General features: G+C 46.1%; 15 protein-coding genes. 7 read left to right on the forward strand and 8 right to left on the reverse strand.

Annotated elements, in window-relative coordinates; genetic code table 11:
• The first annotated feature begins 20 nt into the window (after positions 1-20).
• The 4 genes from BM292_RS00600 (at position 21) to BM292_RS00615 (ending at position 6,527) form a co-directional block, all read left to right on the forward strand.
• Positions 21-3,122, forward strand: coding sequence for an amidohydrolase family protein (locus tag BM292_RS00600; protein WP_092854264.1), 3,102 nt, complete (start codon positions 21-23; stop codon positions 3,120-3,122).
• Positions 3,119-4,405, forward strand: a complete 1,287-nt coding sequence (locus tag BM292_RS00605; RefSeq protein ID WP_092854267.1) for an amidohydrolase family protein — start codon at positions 3,119-3,121, stop codon at positions 4,403-4,405. Before BM292_RS00600 ends, BM292_RS00605 begins: the two co-directional genes overlap by 4 nt.
• Positions 4,406-4,554: 149 nt before the next feature.
• Positions 4,555-4,860: an STAS domain-containing protein gene (locus BM292_RS00610; RefSeq protein WP_092854269.1), complete on the forward strand. Its 306-nt coding sequence runs from the start codon at positions 4,555-4,557 to the stop codon at positions 4,858-4,860.
• Between the two features lie 2 nt (positions 4,861-4,862).
• Positions 4,863-6,527, forward strand: coding sequence for an ATP-binding SpoIIE family protein phosphatase (locus BM292_RS00615; protein WP_092854271.1), 1,665 nt, complete (start codon positions 4,863-4,865; stop codon positions 6,525-6,527).
• 2 nt (positions 6,528-6,529) lie between these two features.
• On the opposite strand, the gene BM292_RS00620 is transcribed toward BM292_RS00615, so the two are convergent.
• Entirely contained in the window at positions 6,530-6,868 is a 339-nt protein-coding gene (locus BM292_RS00620) for a translation initiation factor (protein WP_092854273.1), read from the reverse strand.
• A gap of 84 nt (positions 6,869-6,952) precedes the next feature.
• On the opposite strand from BM292_RS00620, the gene cysB reads away from it, so the two are divergent.
• Entirely contained in the window at positions 6,953-7,927 is a 975-nt protein-coding gene (gene cysB / locus BM292_RS00625; protein WP_092854275.1) for an HTH-type transcriptional regulator CysB, read from the forward strand.
• 29 nt (positions 7,928-7,956) lie between these two features.
• On the opposite strand, the gene BM292_RS00630 is transcribed toward cysB, so the two are convergent.
• From BM292_RS00630 to pabB, 3 genes are read right to left on the reverse strand one after another with little or no spacing between them, the layout of a single operon-like run.
• Entirely contained in the window at positions 7,957-9,330 is a 1,374-nt protein-coding gene (locus BM292_RS00630; protein WP_092854277.1) for an L-serine ammonia-lyase, read from the reverse strand.
• A gap of 18 nt (positions 9,331-9,348) precedes the next feature.
• Positions 9,349-9,945 (reverse strand): CoA pyrophosphatase, encoded by a 597-nt coding sequence (locus BM292_RS00635; protein WP_092854279.1) that lies wholly within the window; start codon positions 9,943-9,945, stop codon positions 9,349-9,351.
• Positions 9,942-11,294, reverse strand: coding sequence for an aminodeoxychorismate synthase component I (pabB, locus tag BM292_RS00640; protein ID WP_233340215.1), 1,353 nt, complete (start codon positions 11,292-11,294; stop codon positions 9,942-9,944). The genes BM292_RS00635 and pabB overlap by 4 nt, the downstream gene beginning before the upstream one ends.
• 156 nt (positions 11,295-11,450) lie before the next feature.
• Here pabB and BM292_RS00645 point away from each other — a divergent pair, with 156 nt between their 5' ends.
• Together BM292_RS00645 and BM292_RS00650 are read left to right on the forward strand one after the other, a co-directional pair.
• A complete protein-coding gene (locus BM292_RS00645) occupies positions 11,451-12,962 on the forward strand; it encodes a fumarate hydratase (protein ID WP_092854281.1) in 1,512 nt (503 codons plus the stop codon).
• Positions 12,955-14,325: a DNA recombination protein RmuC gene (locus BM292_RS00650; RefSeq protein WP_092854283.1), complete on the forward strand. Its 1,371-nt coding sequence runs from the start codon at positions 12,955-12,957 to the stop codon at positions 14,323-14,325. The genes BM292_RS00645 and BM292_RS00650 overlap by 8 nt, the downstream gene beginning before the upstream one ends.
• A gap of 24 nt (positions 14,326-14,349) precedes the next feature.
• On the opposite strand, the gene rnk is transcribed toward BM292_RS00650, so the two are convergent.
• From rnk to cysZ, 4 genes are all read right to left on the reverse strand, one after another.
• Positions 14,350-14,730 carry a nucleoside diphosphate kinase regulator gene (gene rnk / locus BM292_RS00655; RefSeq protein WP_092854285.1) on the reverse strand — a complete coding sequence of 127 codons (381 nt, stop codon included), beginning with the start codon at positions 14,728-14,730 and terminating at the stop codon, positions 14,350-14,352.
• Positions 14,731-15,058: 328 nt separating this feature from the next.
• Positions 15,059-16,417: a 30S ribosomal protein S12 methylthiotransferase RimO gene (rimO, locus tag BM292_RS00660; protein WP_092854287.1), complete on the reverse strand. Its 1,359-nt coding sequence runs from the start codon at positions 16,415-16,417 to the stop codon at positions 15,059-15,061.
• Positions 16,418-16,489: 72 nt separating this feature from the next.
• Positions 16,490-17,314, reverse strand: a complete 825-nt coding sequence (locus BM292_RS00665) for a hypothetical protein (protein WP_143434057.1) — start codon at positions 17,312-17,314, stop codon at positions 16,490-16,492.
• A 39-nt stretch (positions 17,315-17,353) separates the two neighbouring features.
• Positions 17,354-18,109, reverse strand: a complete 756-nt coding sequence (gene cysZ, locus BM292_RS00670; RefSeq protein ID WP_092854291.1) for a sulfate transporter CysZ — start codon at positions 18,107-18,109, stop codon at positions 17,354-17,356.
• Between the last annotated feature and the right edge of the window lie 46 nt (positions 18,110-18,155).

Raw genomic sequence — 18,155 nt, forward strand, 5'->3', positions numbered from 1 at the left:
AATCATAAAAGGGGAACCAGATGAACGGGATTAAACATCTCAGTAAACTGGCACTGTCAGTTTGTGCAGCGTTGCCGTTGGTGGCAGTGGCTTCGCAAACGACACCAGTGCGTGGTTTACATGATAATTCGTCAACATTTATTGCATTGCAAAATGCAACAATTGTGACGGAGCCAGGAAAAAAGCTAGAAAACGCAACGTTGGTGATTAAAAACGGCAAAGTTGTCGCTGTTACTCGCAATAACCGAGCGCCAGAAGGAGCCCGCGTTATTGATGTGAGCGGACACACCATCTATCCGGGCTTCATTGATGCCTATAGTAACTACGGTGTACCGGCTGTTGAAAAACCGGAACGCGCGCCGTATCGCAGTACCACACCGCAGTACAATAATAAACGTGAAGGTGGTAATGCAGCGAATGACGCAATTCACTCACAAGTTGACTGGGTGGATAAATTTGCAACGGATAGTAAATCAGCAAAAGATTACATCAATCAAGGCTTTACCGCGGTTCAAAGTGCTCGATTAGACGGTATTTTCCAAGGGCAAGCGGTTACCGTATCACTAGCGGATACGATTGCTAATAATGCCGTTTATAACCCACGTGCGCGCCATTTTGGTTCGTTTGATAAGGGCTCATCATTACAGCAATACCCATCATCGTTAATGGGCTCAATTGCGCTCATTCGTCAGACTTTGTCTGATGCAAACTGGTACGAGCAAGCCTATGGCAAAGATGCTTACAATCGTCCTGTTGAATACAATGCCGCATTAGCTGAGCTTGCCAACGTTGAACAAGAAGGGCTGGTATTCAAAGTTTCTGACGATCGCTCACTGTTGCGCGCGTACGATGTGCTTTCGCAATTCCAAGTTCCGGTAACGTTCTTAGGTTCTGGCTATGAATATGCCCGTCTGGATGCGATCAAAAACACTAAGTCAGCGATTATCCTGCCGCTTAATTTCCCAGCAGCTCCAGATGTTAAAGGGGTCGATGACCATTTAGATGTCAGCTTAGCTGATTTGCGTCATTGGGAACGTGCGCCAGGTAATGCGGCGGCTTTGGCTCAGGCAGATATCGACTTTTCATTTACATTGCATGAGTTGAAAAAGGCCGATGATTTTTGGCCGAATTTGCGCCGTGCTGTGCAGCATGGTTTAGATGCGGATAAGGCGCTTGCAGCGTTAACCACGGTACCGGCGAAGATTGCTGGTGTTAGTGATAAAGCCGGTAAACTGGCTCCGGGTTACATGGCCGATTTCGTGATTGCTGAAGGCGACTTGTTCACCAGCGGCACGATTAAATCAGTTTGGTTACAAGGTAGCGAGGTTGAGCTTGCGCCGCTAAATCAAGCTGATTTCGGCGGAACATTGGCTGTGACTGTAGCGAACCAGCAAGCAGAACTTGTATTGAAATCAGGCAAATCGATTTCAGGTGAGTTCAACAGTAATAAGATTCGCGACGCCAAGCGCACCGATTCGACAGTTGAGTTCGTGGTTGATGCAAACTTCGCTGGTTTAGACGGTGCATGGCGTATGCGTCTTGAACAAGCATCTGCGGACGGTTTTACTGGCGTTGCAATTGCACCAGATGGTCGCGAGCTCCCGCTAACTGCAAATCGTACGGCTGCAGGTGAGTCGGCAACAGATAGCACAGCAAATACCGTTTCTGAGTACGTCAGTAAAGTAACATTCCCAAATGTGGCTTATGGCTTAGACGGTTTGCCTGAGCGTCAGAATGTGCACATTAAGAATGCGACTGTTTGGACAGCCGATGAAGCTGGTGTGCTCGAGAACACTGACGTTTTGATTCGCGATGGTGAGTTCTACCGTATTGGTAAGGACTTACGTACGCCTTCTGGTTACACGGTGATTGATGGCACTGGTAAGCATGTCACGCCAGGGATTATTGATGAGCACTCGCACATTGCAATCGAAGGCGGTGTAAATGAAGGTTCTGAAGCAATTACCGCAGAAGTACGCATCGGTGATGTGGTGAATCCAGATGATATCCATATCTATCGTTCACTTGCCGGTGGTACCACTATGGCGCAGTTGCTGCATGGTTCTGCAAACCCAATTGGTGGTCAGGCGCAAGTCATTAAATTGCGTTGGGGTGCGGATGCAAACACATTGAAGTTCGACGCAGCACCACCAAGCATTAAATTTGCGCTAGGTGAAAACGTGAAACAAAGTAACTGGGGAACCACGTTCACGGTACGTTATCCGCAAACCCGTATGGGTGTTGAAGCGGTTATGCGTGATGGTTTCACAGCTGCGCGAGAGTACAAACAGCGCATGGATGCCTACGAAAAATTAAGTCGCAGTGAAAAAGCGAAAACCGCGCCACCGCGTCCTGATTATCGTTTGCAAACGTTGCTTGAAATTCTGCGTAGCGAACGTTTTGTTCACGCTCACTCTTATGTTCAATCAGAAATTCTGATGCTGTTACGATTGGCGGAAGAGTTTGGCTTTACCTTGACCACCTTTACGCACATTCTTGAGGGCTACAAAGTCGCTTCAGAAATGGCGAAGCACGGTGCCGGTGGTTCGACATTTGCAGACTGGTGGGCATTTAAATTCGAAGTGTATGATGCGATTCCGCAAAACGCCTGTTTGATGTCAGAAAAAGGCGTGTTAACGAGTATCAACTCAGATAGTAATGACCTGCAACGTCGCTTGAATACCGAAGCTGCGAAATCAGTGACTTACTGTGGTATGTCTGAGCATGAAGCGTTGCAAATGATCACGTTGAACCCAGCGAAACAACTGAAAGTAGATCAGTACGTGGGTAGTATCAAAGAAGGTAAACATGCCGACTTTGTTATCTGGAATGGTCACCCACTTAGCGCTTATTCAGCAGTTGAGGAAACTTGGATCAATGCTCGTAAATATTTTGACCGTGCGCGTGACATGCAACTGCGTGCTCAGTTAGAAACTGAAAAGCAGCAATTGATTCAGAAGTTACTACGTAGCCCTGAAAGCGCTCGAAACGGCAACGGTAATGGCTATAAGAAACCTCAACCAACTTGGCATTGTGATGATAATCATGATGTTTGGAGCGAACAATTTACCGTTCATGGCAAACATCTACATGTGCAAGCACATCAAGGAGAGCAACTATGAAAAAGTTAATAACAGCCGTTGTTGCTGCGAGTTTGAGTGCGGCAGCCGTTGCCCATGATATGGTTCCTGGTAAAACGCAAGAGCAACCAGTGTTGTTGCAAGGCGGTACGCTTAACACGGTCACCAATGGTGTGTTAGCCGATACCGACTTGTTGTTCGAAAACGGCAAAATCACCGCGATTGGCTCGAACCTAGCAGTACCTGAAAATGCCCGTGTTATCGATGTAACGGGTAAGCAGGTTTATCCAGGTATTGTTGCATTAGATACAACCTTGGGTTTGATCGAGCTCGCTGCGGTTCGTGCTACCAATGATTTGAGTGAAGTCGGGGATATCACACCGGAAGTGAGTGGACATACAGCTTACAATCCTGATTCAGAAGTTATTCCTACTGTTCGCTACAACGGTATCACGCACGCTGAAATTGTCCCGCAACGAAATCTCATTGCTGGTCGTTCAAGCTTGTTACAAACTGATGGCTGGACGTTCGAAGACGCTGCCGAAGCGCTCAACGTTGGCGTTCATGTTAATTGGCCTCGAGTTGGCATTAACACTTCGTGGTGGGAACGCCGGTCGCCGGAAGAGCAACGTAAAGCCAATGCTGAAGATTTGAAAAAATTGAAAGCAGCATTTGTTGATGCGAAAGCTTATTACGATGCGAAGCAAGCGAACGAACTCAATGGTACTGATGTGCGTTGGGAAGCAATGACTGGACTATTTGATGGTTCCAGTAAGTTGTTTGTTCATGCTCACGACAAACGCCAAATGGAGCAAGCGATGGAGTTGGCCTCAGAGTGGGGCTTTGAGCTTGTTTTGGTAGGTGCCCGCGACGCTTGGCGTATTGCTGATAAACTTGCAGCGCAAGATATCTCAGTTGTCTACGGCGAACCGTATGGCTTACCGACGCGTCATGATGAAGCTTATGATCAGGCTTACGCAGCGCCAGCGGCTCTCGCAGCAGCCGGTGTTGATTTCGCAATCGCCTATTCAACTGGCTTTTGGGATATTCGTAACCTTGCTTTTGCAGCTGGTAATGCCGTGGCTTTTGGTCTTGATAAAGACCAAGCATTAGCGGCGATTACGCTAAAACCTGCAGAAGTGATGGGCGTAGCGGATAAAATTGGTTCACTAGAAGTTGGTAAGCACGCATCACTCTTTGTTTCTGACGGGGATGTGATGGATCAACTCGGCCAAAAAGTGCGATTGATGTTTATCGATGGTGCGGAAGTTGATCTTAACAATCGTCATAATCAGCTGTATCAAAAATATCGTCAAAAACCGTAAAGAAATGCTTATTTGATGAGCCTTACGAGAAAGCCAGAACACTGTTCTGGCTTTTTATTGTGTTTTAGCAAAACTATCAAAAGTAAGTATTGTGTTAGTGCACAGTAATTGGCAGTATTTATAGAAAGCTATCTAAAAAGGAACAAACGATGCCATTACACCGCCAATTTGCCAATGACGGAAAAGAGCTGATTATCGCCATTAAAGGAAAATTCGATTTCGGTTTGGTTCAAGAATTTCGTCAGGCATACAGTAATGTAGGTGACCAACAACCGACCGTATTTATCGATTTACGAGAAACTGAATATTTAGATAGCTCCGCGTTGGGGATGCTTCTTAATATGCGTAAATCGTTAGGGAAATCAGTTAAAAGTATACATATTATTAATTGTCGACCTGAGGTAAGAAGTATTTTAGATATTTCGCGCTTCGATAAATTATTTGTTATTGAATAGTGATGGCTAATTTTTACGAGCCTGCAACCCCATCGTGTCACGTTACGGTTATCGATGACGGCTCAAGTATTGCGCGAGAAGTTATTGCGCAACTCTATTCAGCTAAACACTGTGATGTTGCCACTTGTTCGTTAGCGGAATTTCCAAACAAACCGATACGTAATAACTCAATTGTTTGTATAGTTGCGGCAGGTGATATTGGATCCGATTCTCTGAGTAGAATACGAGAGTTCATACCGTCAAAGACGATTAAAAGTATTGTGATTACTGACAACCCAATACTATTTGAACGGTTAGGTATGCTAGCCTCAGATGCTTTGTTATGGCCGTTAGCATCCGGACTTTTGCAACAACGTCTACTCTATCTGCAGCAATTACAGGTAGCCCAAGATCAAATCGATGGTTTACGACAATCGTTAGCTTGGCACAAAGCACGTGTCGACCGAGAGCATCAGCTCGTTGAACACATCTTTCAAAACGCTCTGAGTCGCAATTATCTCGAATATGCCCACGTTCACACCTATTTGACCCCAGTGTCTAAATTCAACGGCGATTTGTGCCTGATTGCACCAGGTCCGTTGGGAAATATTTATATGCTTATGGCCGACTTTACCGGACATGGCCTAGCTCCGGCTACCGGTGCGTTGCCGCTCTCACAAGCTTTTTTTGCAATGTCTGATCGCGGCGTTTCTGTAGCTGAAATGGTCACAGAGTTTAACTACCGTATGAGTCGGCTTTTACCTGATGACATGTTTTGCGCCGCAATTTTATTGGAATTATCAGCAAACGGTGAGCGTGTTACGTATTGGAATGGCGGTATGCCCGCTGCATTGTTGTTTAACGAACATGGTGAAATTTTAAAGCGCCTGAGTCCGGCGCACATGGCATTAGGTGTTGTTGATGATCATGAATTTGATAGTCGCGTCGCAACATTTCGAGCCCCGCGTGGTAGTTCAATCGCTCTGTTTACCGATGGCGTAACAGAGTTACTTGGTCATCAACATAAGTTCTTAGGCTCAGAAGCGCTTGAAATGTTGTTATCGCGCTATCCTCGCAATGAGGACTTTGCTTCATTAGTTGATGAACTCGAACGGTTTCGAGGCGAAACGCCACTACATGACGATTTGTCGTTAGCCATCTTAAGTTGCCAACCCACGGGCTTAGGAGAAGTGAAACCTGAACCTGAGCAGTTTGGCCTACCGTTTATTTTTGAATCAGTGCTCCAGCCTGAACATTTAATGACGATAGATCCGGTGGCGCATATTCTCTCAGCGCTGAGTCAATTGCCGCATCTGCGCCGCCACCGTACCACAGTGTATTTATTCTTAGCCGAAGCATTTAACAATGCGCTTGAACACGGGCTACTAGAACTTGATTCATCTATGAAACAAGATCCCGAAGGCTTTGCAGAGTACTATCGACTTCGCTTAGAGCGTTTGCACGGATTACAACAAGGTGAGATTCGTATTCGAGTCCACTTTGAGCCAAGTTCCAAACAATTGACCGTGAGTGTAACAGATAGTGGCAAGGGGACTGCAGATGTCGCAGCTTCGGCAAAATATACTGAAAAGAGCCACGGGCGCGGTTTGGAGCTATTACGCCAGATGACTACAGACCTAAGCTGGGATGCAGCAACGCGAACCGTATCATTTAAGTATCTGCTGTAAAATTAGCCACCAGCTAATTTTACTTTGAAGCCATGTTGCTCCAACCAAAGTTTTGCCTTTTCCCGCTGATCGCCTTGTAACTCAATAGTGCCATCCTTTACGGCACCACCGACGCCGCAGGTTTTGCGTAACTGCGAAGCATAATCAGCGAGAAGTTTGGGTTGTTGTGGCAGATCGATTAACACGGTAACGCCTTTCCCTTTGCGGCCTTTCGTCTGACGTTGAATTCGAACGACTTGTGACGTATCGACGGGACTTACCGTATCGTCGCTAACATTTTCGGGCGTCGCTTCGGCTTGTTGAAAACCGAGTTTTTGAAGTTGCTCTTGTAGACTGCTCACAATTTCCTCAAATTCAACTTGGAATAAATAGACTAGGTGTTATATATTTTTGGCATAAGTGTTTGGTCATAAACGAGCTATGCCATGAAGTTGCAGCAACTGCGTTATATTGTCGAAGTATTAAATCATAATCTCAACGTTTCAGCGACTGCTGATAGTTTATATACCTCTCAGCCGGGTATTAGTAAGCAGGTGCGCATGCTTGAAGACGAACTGGGCGTGCAAATCTTCGAACGCAGTGGCAAGCATCTAACCCATGTGACACCTGCGGGTGAAGAAGTTATTGCGATAGCTCGTCAAATATTATCGCAGGTAGAAGCCATTCGCGCGGTTGCCGGTGAATACACCCAACCCAATCAGGGTAAATTGAATATAGCCACCACGCATACGCAGGCGCGGTATGCACTGCCGAATATGATCAAATCCTTTATGCAACGTTACCCAAATGTCAGTTTGCATATGCATCAAGGTTCACCCGAACAAATTAGTGAGGCGGCGGCAAAGGGGGTTGCCGACTTTGCAATTGCAACCGAGGCATTGCATTTATATCAAGACCTCATCATGTTACCGTGTTATCACTGGAATCGTTCTATCATTACACCGCCGGATCATCCGTTAGGCAAATTGAGTGAAGTGACAATAACCGACTTGGGTGACTATCCAATTGTTACCTATGTGCATGGCTTTACTGGCCGCTCAGAGCTTGATCGGGCATTTAATCAAGCCGGTATTAAGCCCAATGTCGTATTTACTGCAACCGACGCTGATGTGATTAAAACCTATGTACGAATGGGATTGGGCGTCGGGGTAGTTGCCAGTATGGCGATTGATGCGAATAACGATGCTGATTTGATTAATATTCCAGCAGCCCATTTATTTGCGCCAAGTACGACGAAAATTGGTTTCCGAAAAGGGACGTTTTTGCGTAGCTACATGTATGATTTTCTAGAAGGTTTTGCGCCTCATTTAAATCGTTCACTGGTTGACTCGGCGATGATGAAAAAGTCGCAAGATGAGATCGATCGATTATTCCGAGATATTGAGCTGCCCACACTTTAATCGAGGCGGAGCAGCTCATTTATCAGCGGTTAACACTCGATGATATTAACGGCAAGCCCACCACGTGCGGTTTCTTTGTACTTAGTTTTCATATCATTGCCGGTATCCCACATGGTTTTGATAACCTTATCCAACGATACTTTGTGATCACCGCTACCACGCAAGGCAAGCCGAGCGGCGTTGATAGCTTTAATTGACCCCATTGCATTGCGCTCAATGCATGGTACTTGCACCAAACCACCCACAGGATCGCAGGTTAAGCCCAGATTATGTTCCATACCGATCTCTGCAGCGTTTTCAACGGCACTCACTCCGCCGCCCATTAATTCGGCGAGTGCACCGGCGGCCATTGAACACGCAACACCGACTTCGCCCTGACAACCCACTTCAGCGCCGGAAATTGACGCATTCTTTTTATATAGAATACCAATCGCTGCTGAAGTTAGTAAAAAGCGAACGACGGTTTCCTCATCCAGAGGCGCAATGAACTTATCGGCATATTTCATGACTGCCGGTATAATTCCTGCTGCGCCGTTTGTCGGCGCAGTGACCACGCGACCGCCCGCAGCGTTTTCTTCGTTTACCGCGAGCGCAAAGAGATCAACCCAATCCATGGTCTGCATTGGATCAGCCGACTTTTCATTCTTTAAACGTTGATATAAGCCCGGGGCTCGACGCCGAACTTTAAGGCCACCAGGAAGAATGCCTTCGGTACGAATACCTCGCTCAATGCATTCATCCATGGTTTTCCAAATATGCATCAGGTTTTTGCGGATATCGGCTTCACTACGAAACACTTTTTCGTTTGCTAGCATCAAAGAACTAATACGTAGCCCTTGCTCGTTACAGTGTTTTAATAGTTCATCACAACTATCAAATGGATATGGAATTGGCTTCGAAGATTGTTCAATAGCCTCTTCTAGCGACTCTTCAAAATCGGCATCGCGAACAATAAAGCCACCGCCAATTGAATAATAAAGGTCTTTGTAAATCACTTCATCGTTCTTATAGAGGCGCAACTCCATTGCGTTAGCGTGACGCGGCATCGTTTTGCGACGATGGAAAACGATGGCACCTTCACGCGGAAATTTAATTTCATGCTCACCCAATAACGCCAAGCGCTGGGTATCTTCGGTACGCTTTAAAAACTCATCTACGGTTGTGGTATCAACAGTTTCTGGCTGCTCACCGGCCAGCCCAAGAATAACTGCCTTGCCGGTACCATGGCCTTTACCGGTCTGGCCCAATGATCCAAACAGTTCCACCACAATCCCGTCGACATTTGACAAGCCAATGGCTTTATCTGCTGCCAATAAAAATTCATAGGCAGCGCGCATAGGGCCGACGGTATGCGAACTTGAAGGGCCAATGCCAACTTTGTAGATATCAAACACACTGATCATAAATTAACTATGCTTCCATTAGTCGTTTAAGGGGCGATATATAAATTGCCGTTCAGGATACACGTGATCAGCTAGTTCACGCAAAATTCCTGCCGTAGCACCCCAAATATTTCTTTGCTGATAGGGAATAAAGTATACCTGATCGTATATGAAACGTCGTAACCGGTATACATAATGTTTGTTTTGATGGAGCACTTCGCGCAACGGCACGGTGAAAATTTCAGCAACCTCGCGATGATCGCGTTGCAGAGGCTGGCGCGGGTTGATCAGCACAACGTAGGGACGAATCAGAAAATTACTCATGACTGGGTAGTCGTGTAATTGACCAACCAATGTAATGTCTTCTGGTTGTAATCCGATCTCTTCTTGTGCCTCACGTACGGCGGTGGCATACAAATCGCGGTCATGTGGCTCTTGCCGTCCGCCGGGAAAACTTATTTGTCCGGCGTGATGGCGTAATTGGGCACTCCGCTGTGTCAGTATCAAGTGAAGCTCGCCGTTGTCTTCAAACAACGGAACTAATACGGCAGCTGGGCGCAGACGCTTTATCAACGGACGCTGAATGTTTGGTGCTGGGTGCAATTGAAAGCGGCGCAAAAAATCATGACGTGTCATGATTGACGAGCTCCAAATTGCTGTGTTAACACGGGGATAATGCGCGCAACCTTATCAAAGGTTTCTTGATATTCACTCGCACAATCCGAATCGGCGACGAGACCGCCACCAGCCCAACAATGTATGGTTCCTTGTTGCACATTCTGCAATCTTTCAGATCGCGTCGCCACGAGTGTGCGAATCGCAATACTGGTATCTACGCGTCCGTGCTGGGAGAAATAGCCAAAACTGCCACAGTAAAAACTACGGCGGTGGGGTTCGAGTTCGTCAATAATTTCCATCGCGCGAATTTTCGGCGCGCCGGTAATTGAACCGCCGGGAAAACAGGCTGCGAACAATTGAATATTGTGGTCGGTTGAAGTCAGTTTACCGGTAACCGTGCTCACTAAGTGATGAACCGCTGGATACGATTCAATAGCAAATAATTTCGGGACGTTAACTGAACCTGGGATACACAAACGGCTCAGATCATTTCTGAGTAAATCGACAATCATGACATTCTCAGCGCGATCTTTGGGCGAACTTTGTAGCTCTGCCGCTAATTGCTGATCTTGTTTACTATCGGTTGCTCGCGGACGCGTGCCTTTGATGGGCTTGGTTTCAACGTTCCCGTGTTCATTGATGGCCAGAAATCGCTCCGGTGAAAGTGATAATAGCGAACCGTGCTCAAGCTGCATAAAAGCCGAAAAGGGCGCATTATTGTTCTTGCGGAGCAATTCGTATGCGTTCCAAGTGTCGCCTGCGTATAAACTGCTAAAGCGTTGCGCAAGATTAATTTGGTAACAGTCGCCGGCGCGTAAGTAGGTTTGAACCTGAGCAAATTTATCGGCGTACTCGACCGCCGACATGTTGCTTTGCCAAGTTGTCAGCAATTCAAAGGTTGTTGGCTGTGGTTTGCTATCCGGCTGGGTTAACCAAAACGTCTGTAATGCCTCCAGTTCTTCGGTGGGAGCTAACAGCCAAGTTTCACCCGTTTTCCGATTGCGCATCAAGGCTTGGGTATATAGGCCGACGCAAAGCTCGGGGAGAGTGATATCAGCCTGCGCTATAGCCGGGATTGTTTCGAGTGCTCTACCTGCATCATAACTCCAGGCTCCGGCGAGGCCACCGTGAAACGGCAAGTGACTCGGCCCTTGATAAACCGGTAGCGAATTTAAGGCGCTTTCTAGAACCTCTGGCCATTGTAGCGATGCTGTAACGACTTGTTTGGGTTGGCGAAAGATAAAATCCCACTGTCCCGCAGTATGATCACAACTATCAAGAAATAGCGCCATCGGTTCATCTTTGCAGCGGCGAAATAGCTCAACAAAAGAATCGGTAATGGGTAACTGAACGGCTTGTAGGGACACAACATTTTCTCCGTTGCTTGAATACGCATCAGCATAACATAATCATGCATCATGGAAGAGCCATAGAAACTAGTCAGCCAGCTTGCAAAACGCTATGATAGCGTCAACTTTACGTTACCCCTTGAAATTCGAACCAAGCTAAGTTCCGAGGTATTCATGGCTACAATTCGTCAGGCAGATTTTATCGAGAGTATCGCAGATGCTCTACAGTATATTTCGTACTATCACCCATTAGATTTTGTGCAAGCGCTAGAAAAGGCATATCACCGCGAGCAAAGCGAAGCGGCTAAGAATGCGATTGCGCAGGTATTAACCAACTCACGTATGTCGGCACAAGGGCATCGTCCAATTTGTCAGGATACCGGTATCGTGACATGTTTTGTGAAAGTTGGCATGGGTGTGCAGTGGGATAAAACTGACTTGACGGTGCAGCAAATGGTGGATGAGGGCACACGCCGTGCCTATATCAATCCGGACAATCCGTTACGCGCATCGATTGTTGCTGACCCAGCAGGTAGCCGCAAAAACACCGGCGATAATACGCCGGCCGTTGTGCATATTGATATGGTGCCGGGCGAGCATGTGGAAGTGATGATTGCTGCTAAAGGTGGCGGTTCTGAAAACAAATCAAAAATGGTTATGCTCAATCCAAGTGACAATATCGCCGATTGGGTTGTTGAAACGATGCCTAAACTAGGCGCAGGCTGGTGTCCGCCAGGTATGATTGGTTTGGGTATCGGTGGTACGGCCGAGAAGTCAGCGGTATTAGCAAAAGAAGCTTTAATGGATCCGGTCGACATTCAAGAATTACTCGACCGTGGCGCGCAAAATGCCGAAGAAGAATTACGTTTAGAAATTTATCATCGGGTCAATAAATTAGGTATCGGCGCTCAAGGTTTAGGCGGTGTAACGACGGTTATGGATGTAAAAATCAAAACCGCACCGACGCATGCTGCATCGAAGCCGGTTACCTTAATTCCGAACTGCGCAGCGACTCGCCACGCGCATTTTGTGCTTGATGGCTCGGGTCCTGCTGATCTACAACCACCTAAATTAGAAGATTGGCCGGATATTACGTTTGAATTGGGTGATGATGCACGTCGCGTTAACCTTGATACTGTAACGCAAGCGGATATCGAAACTTGGAAGACCGGCGAAACGGTATTGCTATCGGGCAAAATGTTAACCGGTCGTGATGCAGCTCATAAGCGCATTAAAGACATGCTCGATCGTGGTGAAGATCTCCCAGTCGACTTTACCAATAAATTTATTTACTACGTCGGTCCAGTTGATCCGGTTGGTGATGAAGTTGTTGGTCCAGCAGGCCCAACAACAGCAACGCGAATGGATAAATTCACTGATTTGATGCTCGATCAAACCGGCATTCTTGGCATGATCGGCAAAGCTGAACGTGGCCCAGCAACGGTCGAGAGTATTCGGCAGCATAAAGCAGTTTATTTAATGGCCGTTGGTGGTGCAGCTTATCTGGTGGCAAAAGCCATTAAGAAAGCGCGTGTGGTTGCGTTTGAAGATCTCGGTATGGAAGCGATTTACGAGTTTGAAGTAGAAGACATGCCAGTCACCGTGGCCGTTGACAGCACCGGTGAGAACGCTCACGAAACCGGGCCAGCTATTTGGCGCGTAAAACTGGAAGCTGCTGATGCTTAATTTGGAACTGTGGCAATTTATTGCAGCCGTGAGTGCGGCTGCAGTATTTGTTGGGTTGTTGGTTTGGTTAGTGCTGGCGCCACGGAATAAGTCGTTACAGCAAGAAGCGATGCAACAGCAAAGTTTTTTAGAGAACCAACTGCAACAACTCCGTGCACAGAACGAGCAGTTAAGTACAAGTTTTGAACAACGTTTGGCGCAGCGTGAACAGCAGCTCCAGCAAGTGCAACAACAACGTAGTGACTTGCAGGCTGAACTGGCTGGCGTTCGCGCTGATTTGAGCGCCAAGTTGCAAGGTGCGGAAGAGAAGCAAAAGTTGTTGGAAGCCAGTGAAGAGCGTTTGAAGAAAGAGTTTGAGCGCTTAGCACAACAAATCTTCGAACAAAAATCAGAGCGCCTTCAAGCTAGCAGTAAACAAACGCTAGAAACGACATTAGCTCCGTTCAAACAACAACTAGAAGCGTTTAAAACCCAAGTCACGCAACAATATACGGAAGAGTTAAAGCAACGCTCTGAGCTGACAGCTCAAGTAAATTCGCTGCGCGACTTGAATAAGCAAATGGCTGCCGAAGCAGAAGCTTTAACGCGTGCACTCAAAGGCGACACCAAAGCGCAGGGTACCTGGGGTGAGGTGGTGCTTGAACGTATTCTAAGCCAATCTGGTTTACGTGAGGGCAATGAATATCACACGCAATCGCAGCATAAAGATGATGATGGCAAAACCTTCAAACCCGATGTGGTGGTTCACTTACCCAATGATAAAGATGTGGTGATTGACTCGAAAGTATCGCTGGTTGCTTATGAGCGTTATTTTAATAGCGACGATGATGCAGAGCGTGAACAGGCATTAACTGAGCATGTGAACTCGCTTCGTAACCACATTAAGGGATTAGGTAAAAAAAATTATCAGCAACTCGACGGCGTGCGAACTCTTGATTATGTGTTGATGTTTATTCCGATTGAGCCGGCGTTTTTACTTGCGGTTGATCGCGATCCTGAGCTGATTCGATTGGCGTTAGATAACAACATTATGTTAGTCAGCCCAACCAATTTGTTAGTCGCTTTACGTACCGTCAATAATATTTGGCAGTACGAATATCAGAACCAAAACGCGCAAGTTATCGCTACTGAAGCGGCAAAACTATACGACAAGTTTGTTGGCTTTATTGACGATATGCAAAAGATTGGCAACGCGATTGAAAGTGTTCGCAAGCATTACGATGGCGCAATGAATAAGCTCTCAAGTGGGCGCGGAAACTTAGTCGGCCGCGTTGAAAACTTCCGTAAGTTGGGTGTTCAAACCAGCAAACAGATCGATAGCAAGTTGCTTCAAGATGACAGCACTGAAGACGATAACGGCTAGTGTTGCATATGACGAGCGCACAAGTTAATTGTGCGCTACTTCGATAATTTCAATGCGTTGTTGACCGCGTGGACTATCCCAATCGATTTGTTGCCCTTCAGATAAACCTAGAATAGCCGCACCGATTGGTGCAAATACCGAAATGCCGCCATCGATTGCCGCGACTTCTGATGGTAAGCACAACACTTTGGTAAACGTTGCGCCGGTCGCAATGATTTTGAAAGTAACCTTGCTACCAAGCGCTACAACGTTAGCCGGTAAAGCGTCATTCGCCACCACATTGGCGCGCGCTAACTCGCCCTCAAGTTCATCGGCGCAATCTGGCAACGGTTTGGTCGATGCTAATAAAGACTCAATTTGAATGAGATCTTTTTTTGTAATGATAATTTCTGGCTGTTGATTCATATAACAAACTCTCTTAATCAATAAAACGCGTTACAAAAGTCGGCCAATACTTGGCCTGATTGATGTTTCATTTAAATTCTTAGAAAAAATATTGGTTATTCGTGAGGTTCAGCAAAGCGCGCCGGACGTATCCGATTACGCCCGGCTTATATAGGTAAGGTCAGTGTAGTAACAGTATGTTGCGCATTTTCTTGCGCAATATAGTGGTTCATAGGTTTCCTTAAAGTTCCTTCACCTAATCATAGTGTCAGGAAAAATAAAGGCAAGAAAAAAAGCCTCGCGCACAGTAGGTGGCGAGGCTTTTAGAAGTATTTGCAGTAAACTCAACTCAACGTTGTACGGTTCCCCACAAATCATATTCGTCAGCGTGCTCAATAAGTACTTGAACGCGATCGCCTGGTTGTACATCAAACTCACCATTAAGATATACCAAACCATCGATTTCTGGTGCATCCGCATAACTGCGGCCAATCGCACCTTCGTCATCAACTTCATCGATTAACACACTGAGTGTACGACCAATCTTCGCTTGCAGACGTGCCGCACTAATTTCTTGCTGAACTTCCATAAACCGTGCGTAACGTTGTTGCTTGATCTCCTCTGGAACTGGGTCTGGCAATTCATTCGCTTTTGCACCTTCAACGTCGGAGTAGGTAAAACAACCGACACGGTCAAGTTGCGCATCGCGCAAAAACTGGAGTAACTCTTCGAATTCTTCTTCGGTTTCACCAGGGAAGCCAACGATAAACGTGCTGCGTATGGTTAAATCAGGACAGATGTCACGCCATTTACGAATGCGTTCTAACGTGCGATCTGCTGAACCCGGGCGTTTCATTAACTTGAGGATACGCTTATTGGCATGTTGTAACGGAATATCCAAATAAGGCAGCAACTTACCTTCAGCCATCAATGGAATGACATCATCAACGCTGGGATATGGATAAACGTAGTGTAAGCGTACCCATATACCGAGCTGACCAAGTGCCTCACACAATGCAAGCATACTGGTTTTAACTGGTTGGCCTTCCCAAAACCCAGTTTTATGCTTCACATCAACACCGTAAGCACTGGTATCTTGCGAAATCACCAATAACTCTTTAACACCAGCATTGGCAAGACGCTGAGCTTCGCTGAGAACATCACCAATAGGGCGGCTAACCAAATCACCACGCATGCTCGGAATAATACAGAACGTACAACGGTGGTTGCAGCCTTCAGATATTTTCAAGTATGCAAAATGACGTGGTGTGAGTTTCACGCCAGTTTCTGGAACTAGATTTTCAAACGGAATTTGAGTTGGCTTCGGAACGTAGCGATGCACATGTCCCATCACCTCCTCATAAGCATGCGGCCCCGTAATTGCTAGTACGTTTGGATGAACTTCACGAATTTCATCATCTTTCGCACCAAGACAACCGGTAACGATAACTTTGCCATTTTCGTTTAGTGCTTCGCCAATGGCGTCAAGAGATTCTTGTACGGCTGAGTCGATAAAGCCACAAGTGTTCACAATGACCATGTCAGCATTGTCATAGCTATTAACTATGTCATAGCCTTCGGTACGAAGTTGCGTGAGGATGCGTTCAGAGTCAACGAGGTTTTTGGGACAGCCTAAGCTGACAAAGCCAATGCGAGCTGCAGTTTCGCCGTTAGCAACGGCTTCTGGCTGGAATTTTTCAACGGTCATGTAGTGCTCAGTTAGTTACAGAATAATCTGGTGAAATTATATCACGCTTATTTTATCCAGTGCTAATCGACTCTACCGCGGGGAACTCTCCAACCAGAAATCTTGGGCTTGAATAAAGTGCGGATTATTTTGAACTTCTGGAATGACCTCATTAATTTGTCTGACAGTATCGTCACCCCAAGCGTTTTTGGTGCATGCAACGGCTCCGAGAATAATATCGCCAACCAGTTGCGTGACCGGAATAAATGCGAGCGAACGGCCTTCTGTTTCCTCGTAAAAACGCTTGACCATTGGGTAATCAATTGTGAAATCAAGACGCTTACTGAGTATCATCGACATCATGCTGGTATTCGCAGTATCGCCGGAAACATCAATGTGTTGTGGCGTTCCGATGACATATTCTTCAAGTAGTGGTTGTAGCTTCCCGTACAGCCGACCAACGGGTTGACCAAATCGATATAATTGATCACGAAGTAAAAGCTCAAGATCGATAGGGTTGCCGTATTTTTCGGTTAATTCAGCAACTAAACCAGGACGCGTAATGATTCCATGTGTTGGATAAGTATGGGTTGGATTCGAAAATGCAATCAACTCTTGTTCGTTACTACGATGGATCATACATGGAAAACAAATGTTTTTTTCCTGCTCCCACAACATACCAATACGTAATTGGGGAAGGTATTCAACCTTATGTTTCGTGTTCGGTAGCGCTTCTTTGAAAGCGTCGACTAAAGCGTCACAGAGCCCTTGATTAGCATACGGGCCTGAGACGATATGGAAAGGTGGCGCTATGTTAGCTGCCCAAACAATTTCGTGTGGTTGCTGCTGAGCAGCGAGTGGCCAACTCCAGCTGGTCACAATGATAAGAAAACTGAGTAATAATCCTTTATTTTTCATATTATCCTGCAACATTTACTCGTGTTACAAAAATAGTAGTCATTCTCGTAATGGATTACCAGACTCATTCATCGCAGATTGTATGTGATCTACCCACATTGCCGTTGCACCGCAAACGGCAACCGGAATCATCATCAGATTGATAATTGGAATACTTGCTAACAGCGCGACAATACAGCCAAACGATAAGCTCTTACCAGAATGACGCCAGAGTTCTTGGCGCATAGTACGAAATGGCACCTTATGGTTATCAAAAGGATAATCCGCATATTGAATGGTCATCATCCAACCACCAAACAGAAACCATAGAATTTGCCCTAAAATAGGCACAAATAAGAGTAATAGACCGAAGCCAAGAATACGCGGCAAGAAGTAGATAATTTTCTGAAATTCGCGTCCGATGATGCGCGGAATATCCTTTATCATACCGGCGACACCGCCATCGATAGGACCTTTCCCGGTGAGTTTGATTTCGACTTGCTCAGCAAGCAAACTATTAAATGGCGAGGCGATAATATTAGCAACGCTAGTAAACGTCAGCGCAAATATCAAGACAATACCAATGACAATAAGTGGCCACAAAAGAACTTCGAGCCAGTAAAGATAAGCTGGCAACCAAGCCATTAATTTCTCAACGCCAATTGTCGTGTAATGAAATGTTGCGTAAATCGCTGCGCTAAACAAGACAATGTTGATTGCTAAAGGAATCAAAACGTAACGTCGAAGTCCTTTTTGGAAAGCCAGCTCAAAGCCTCGCTGCACATAACTCCCACCAAATTCACTATAAACTTGCATCGTAATCCCTTTATCGGCTGTGTTTCTTTGATAAATTAATTATAAC

The sequence above is a fragment of the Pseudidiomarina tainanensis genome, assembly GCF_900115255.1.
Classification (GTDB): Bacteria; Pseudomonadota; Gammaproteobacteria; order Enterobacterales; family Alteromonadaceae; genus Pseudidiomarina; species Pseudidiomarina tainanensis.

Bases quoted from the DNA above. Each gene is read 5' to 3' on its own strand.
- BM292_RS00600 (WP_092854264.1), top strand. From the start codon at position 21: ATGAACGGGATTAAACATCTCAGTAAACTGGCACTGTCAGTTTGTGCA.
- BM292_RS00605 (WP_092854267.1), top strand. From the start codon at position 3,119: ATGAAAAAGTTAATAACAGCCGTTGTTGCTGCGAGTTTGAGTGCGGCA.
- BM292_RS00610 (WP_092854269.1), top strand. From the start codon at position 4,555: ATGCCATTACACCGCCAATTTGCCAATGACGGAAAAGAGCTGATTATC.
- BM292_RS00615 (WP_092854271.1), top strand. From the start codon at position 4,863: ATGGCTAATTTTTACGAGCCTGCAACCCCATCGTGTCACGTTACGGTT.
- cysB (WP_092854275.1), top strand. From the start codon at position 6,953: ATGAAGTTGCAGCAACTGCGTTATATTGTCGAAGTATTAAATCATAAT.
- BM292_RS00630 (WP_092854277.1), bottom strand. From the start codon at position 9,330: ATGATCAGTGTGTTTGATATCTACAAAGTTGGCATTGGCCCTTCAAGT.
- BM292_RS00635 (WP_092854279.1), bottom strand. From the start codon at position 9,945: ATGACACGTCATGATTTTTTGCGCCGCTTTCAATTGCACCCAGCACCA.
- BM292_RS00645 (WP_092854281.1), top strand. From the start codon at position 11,451: ATGGCTACAATTCGTCAGGCAGATTTTATCGAGAGTATCGCAGATGCT.
- BM292_RS00650 (WP_092854283.1), top strand. From the start codon at position 12,955: ATGCTTAATTTGGAACTGTGGCAATTTATTGCAGCCGTGAGTGCGGCT.
- rnk (WP_092854285.1), bottom strand. From the start codon at position 14,730: ATGAATCAACAGCCAGAAATTATCATTACAAAAAAAGATCTCATTCAA.
- rimO (WP_092854287.1), bottom strand. From the start codon at position 16,417: ATGACCGTTGAAAAATTCCAGCCAGAAGCCGTTGCTAACGGCGAAACT.
- BM292_RS00665 (WP_143434057.1), bottom strand. From the start codon at position 17,314: ATGAAAAATAAAGGATTATTACTCAGTTTTCTTATCATTGTGACCAGC.
- cysZ (WP_092854291.1), bottom strand. From the start codon at position 18,109: ATGCAAGTTTATAGTGAATTTGGTGGGAGTTATGTGCAGCGAGGCTTT.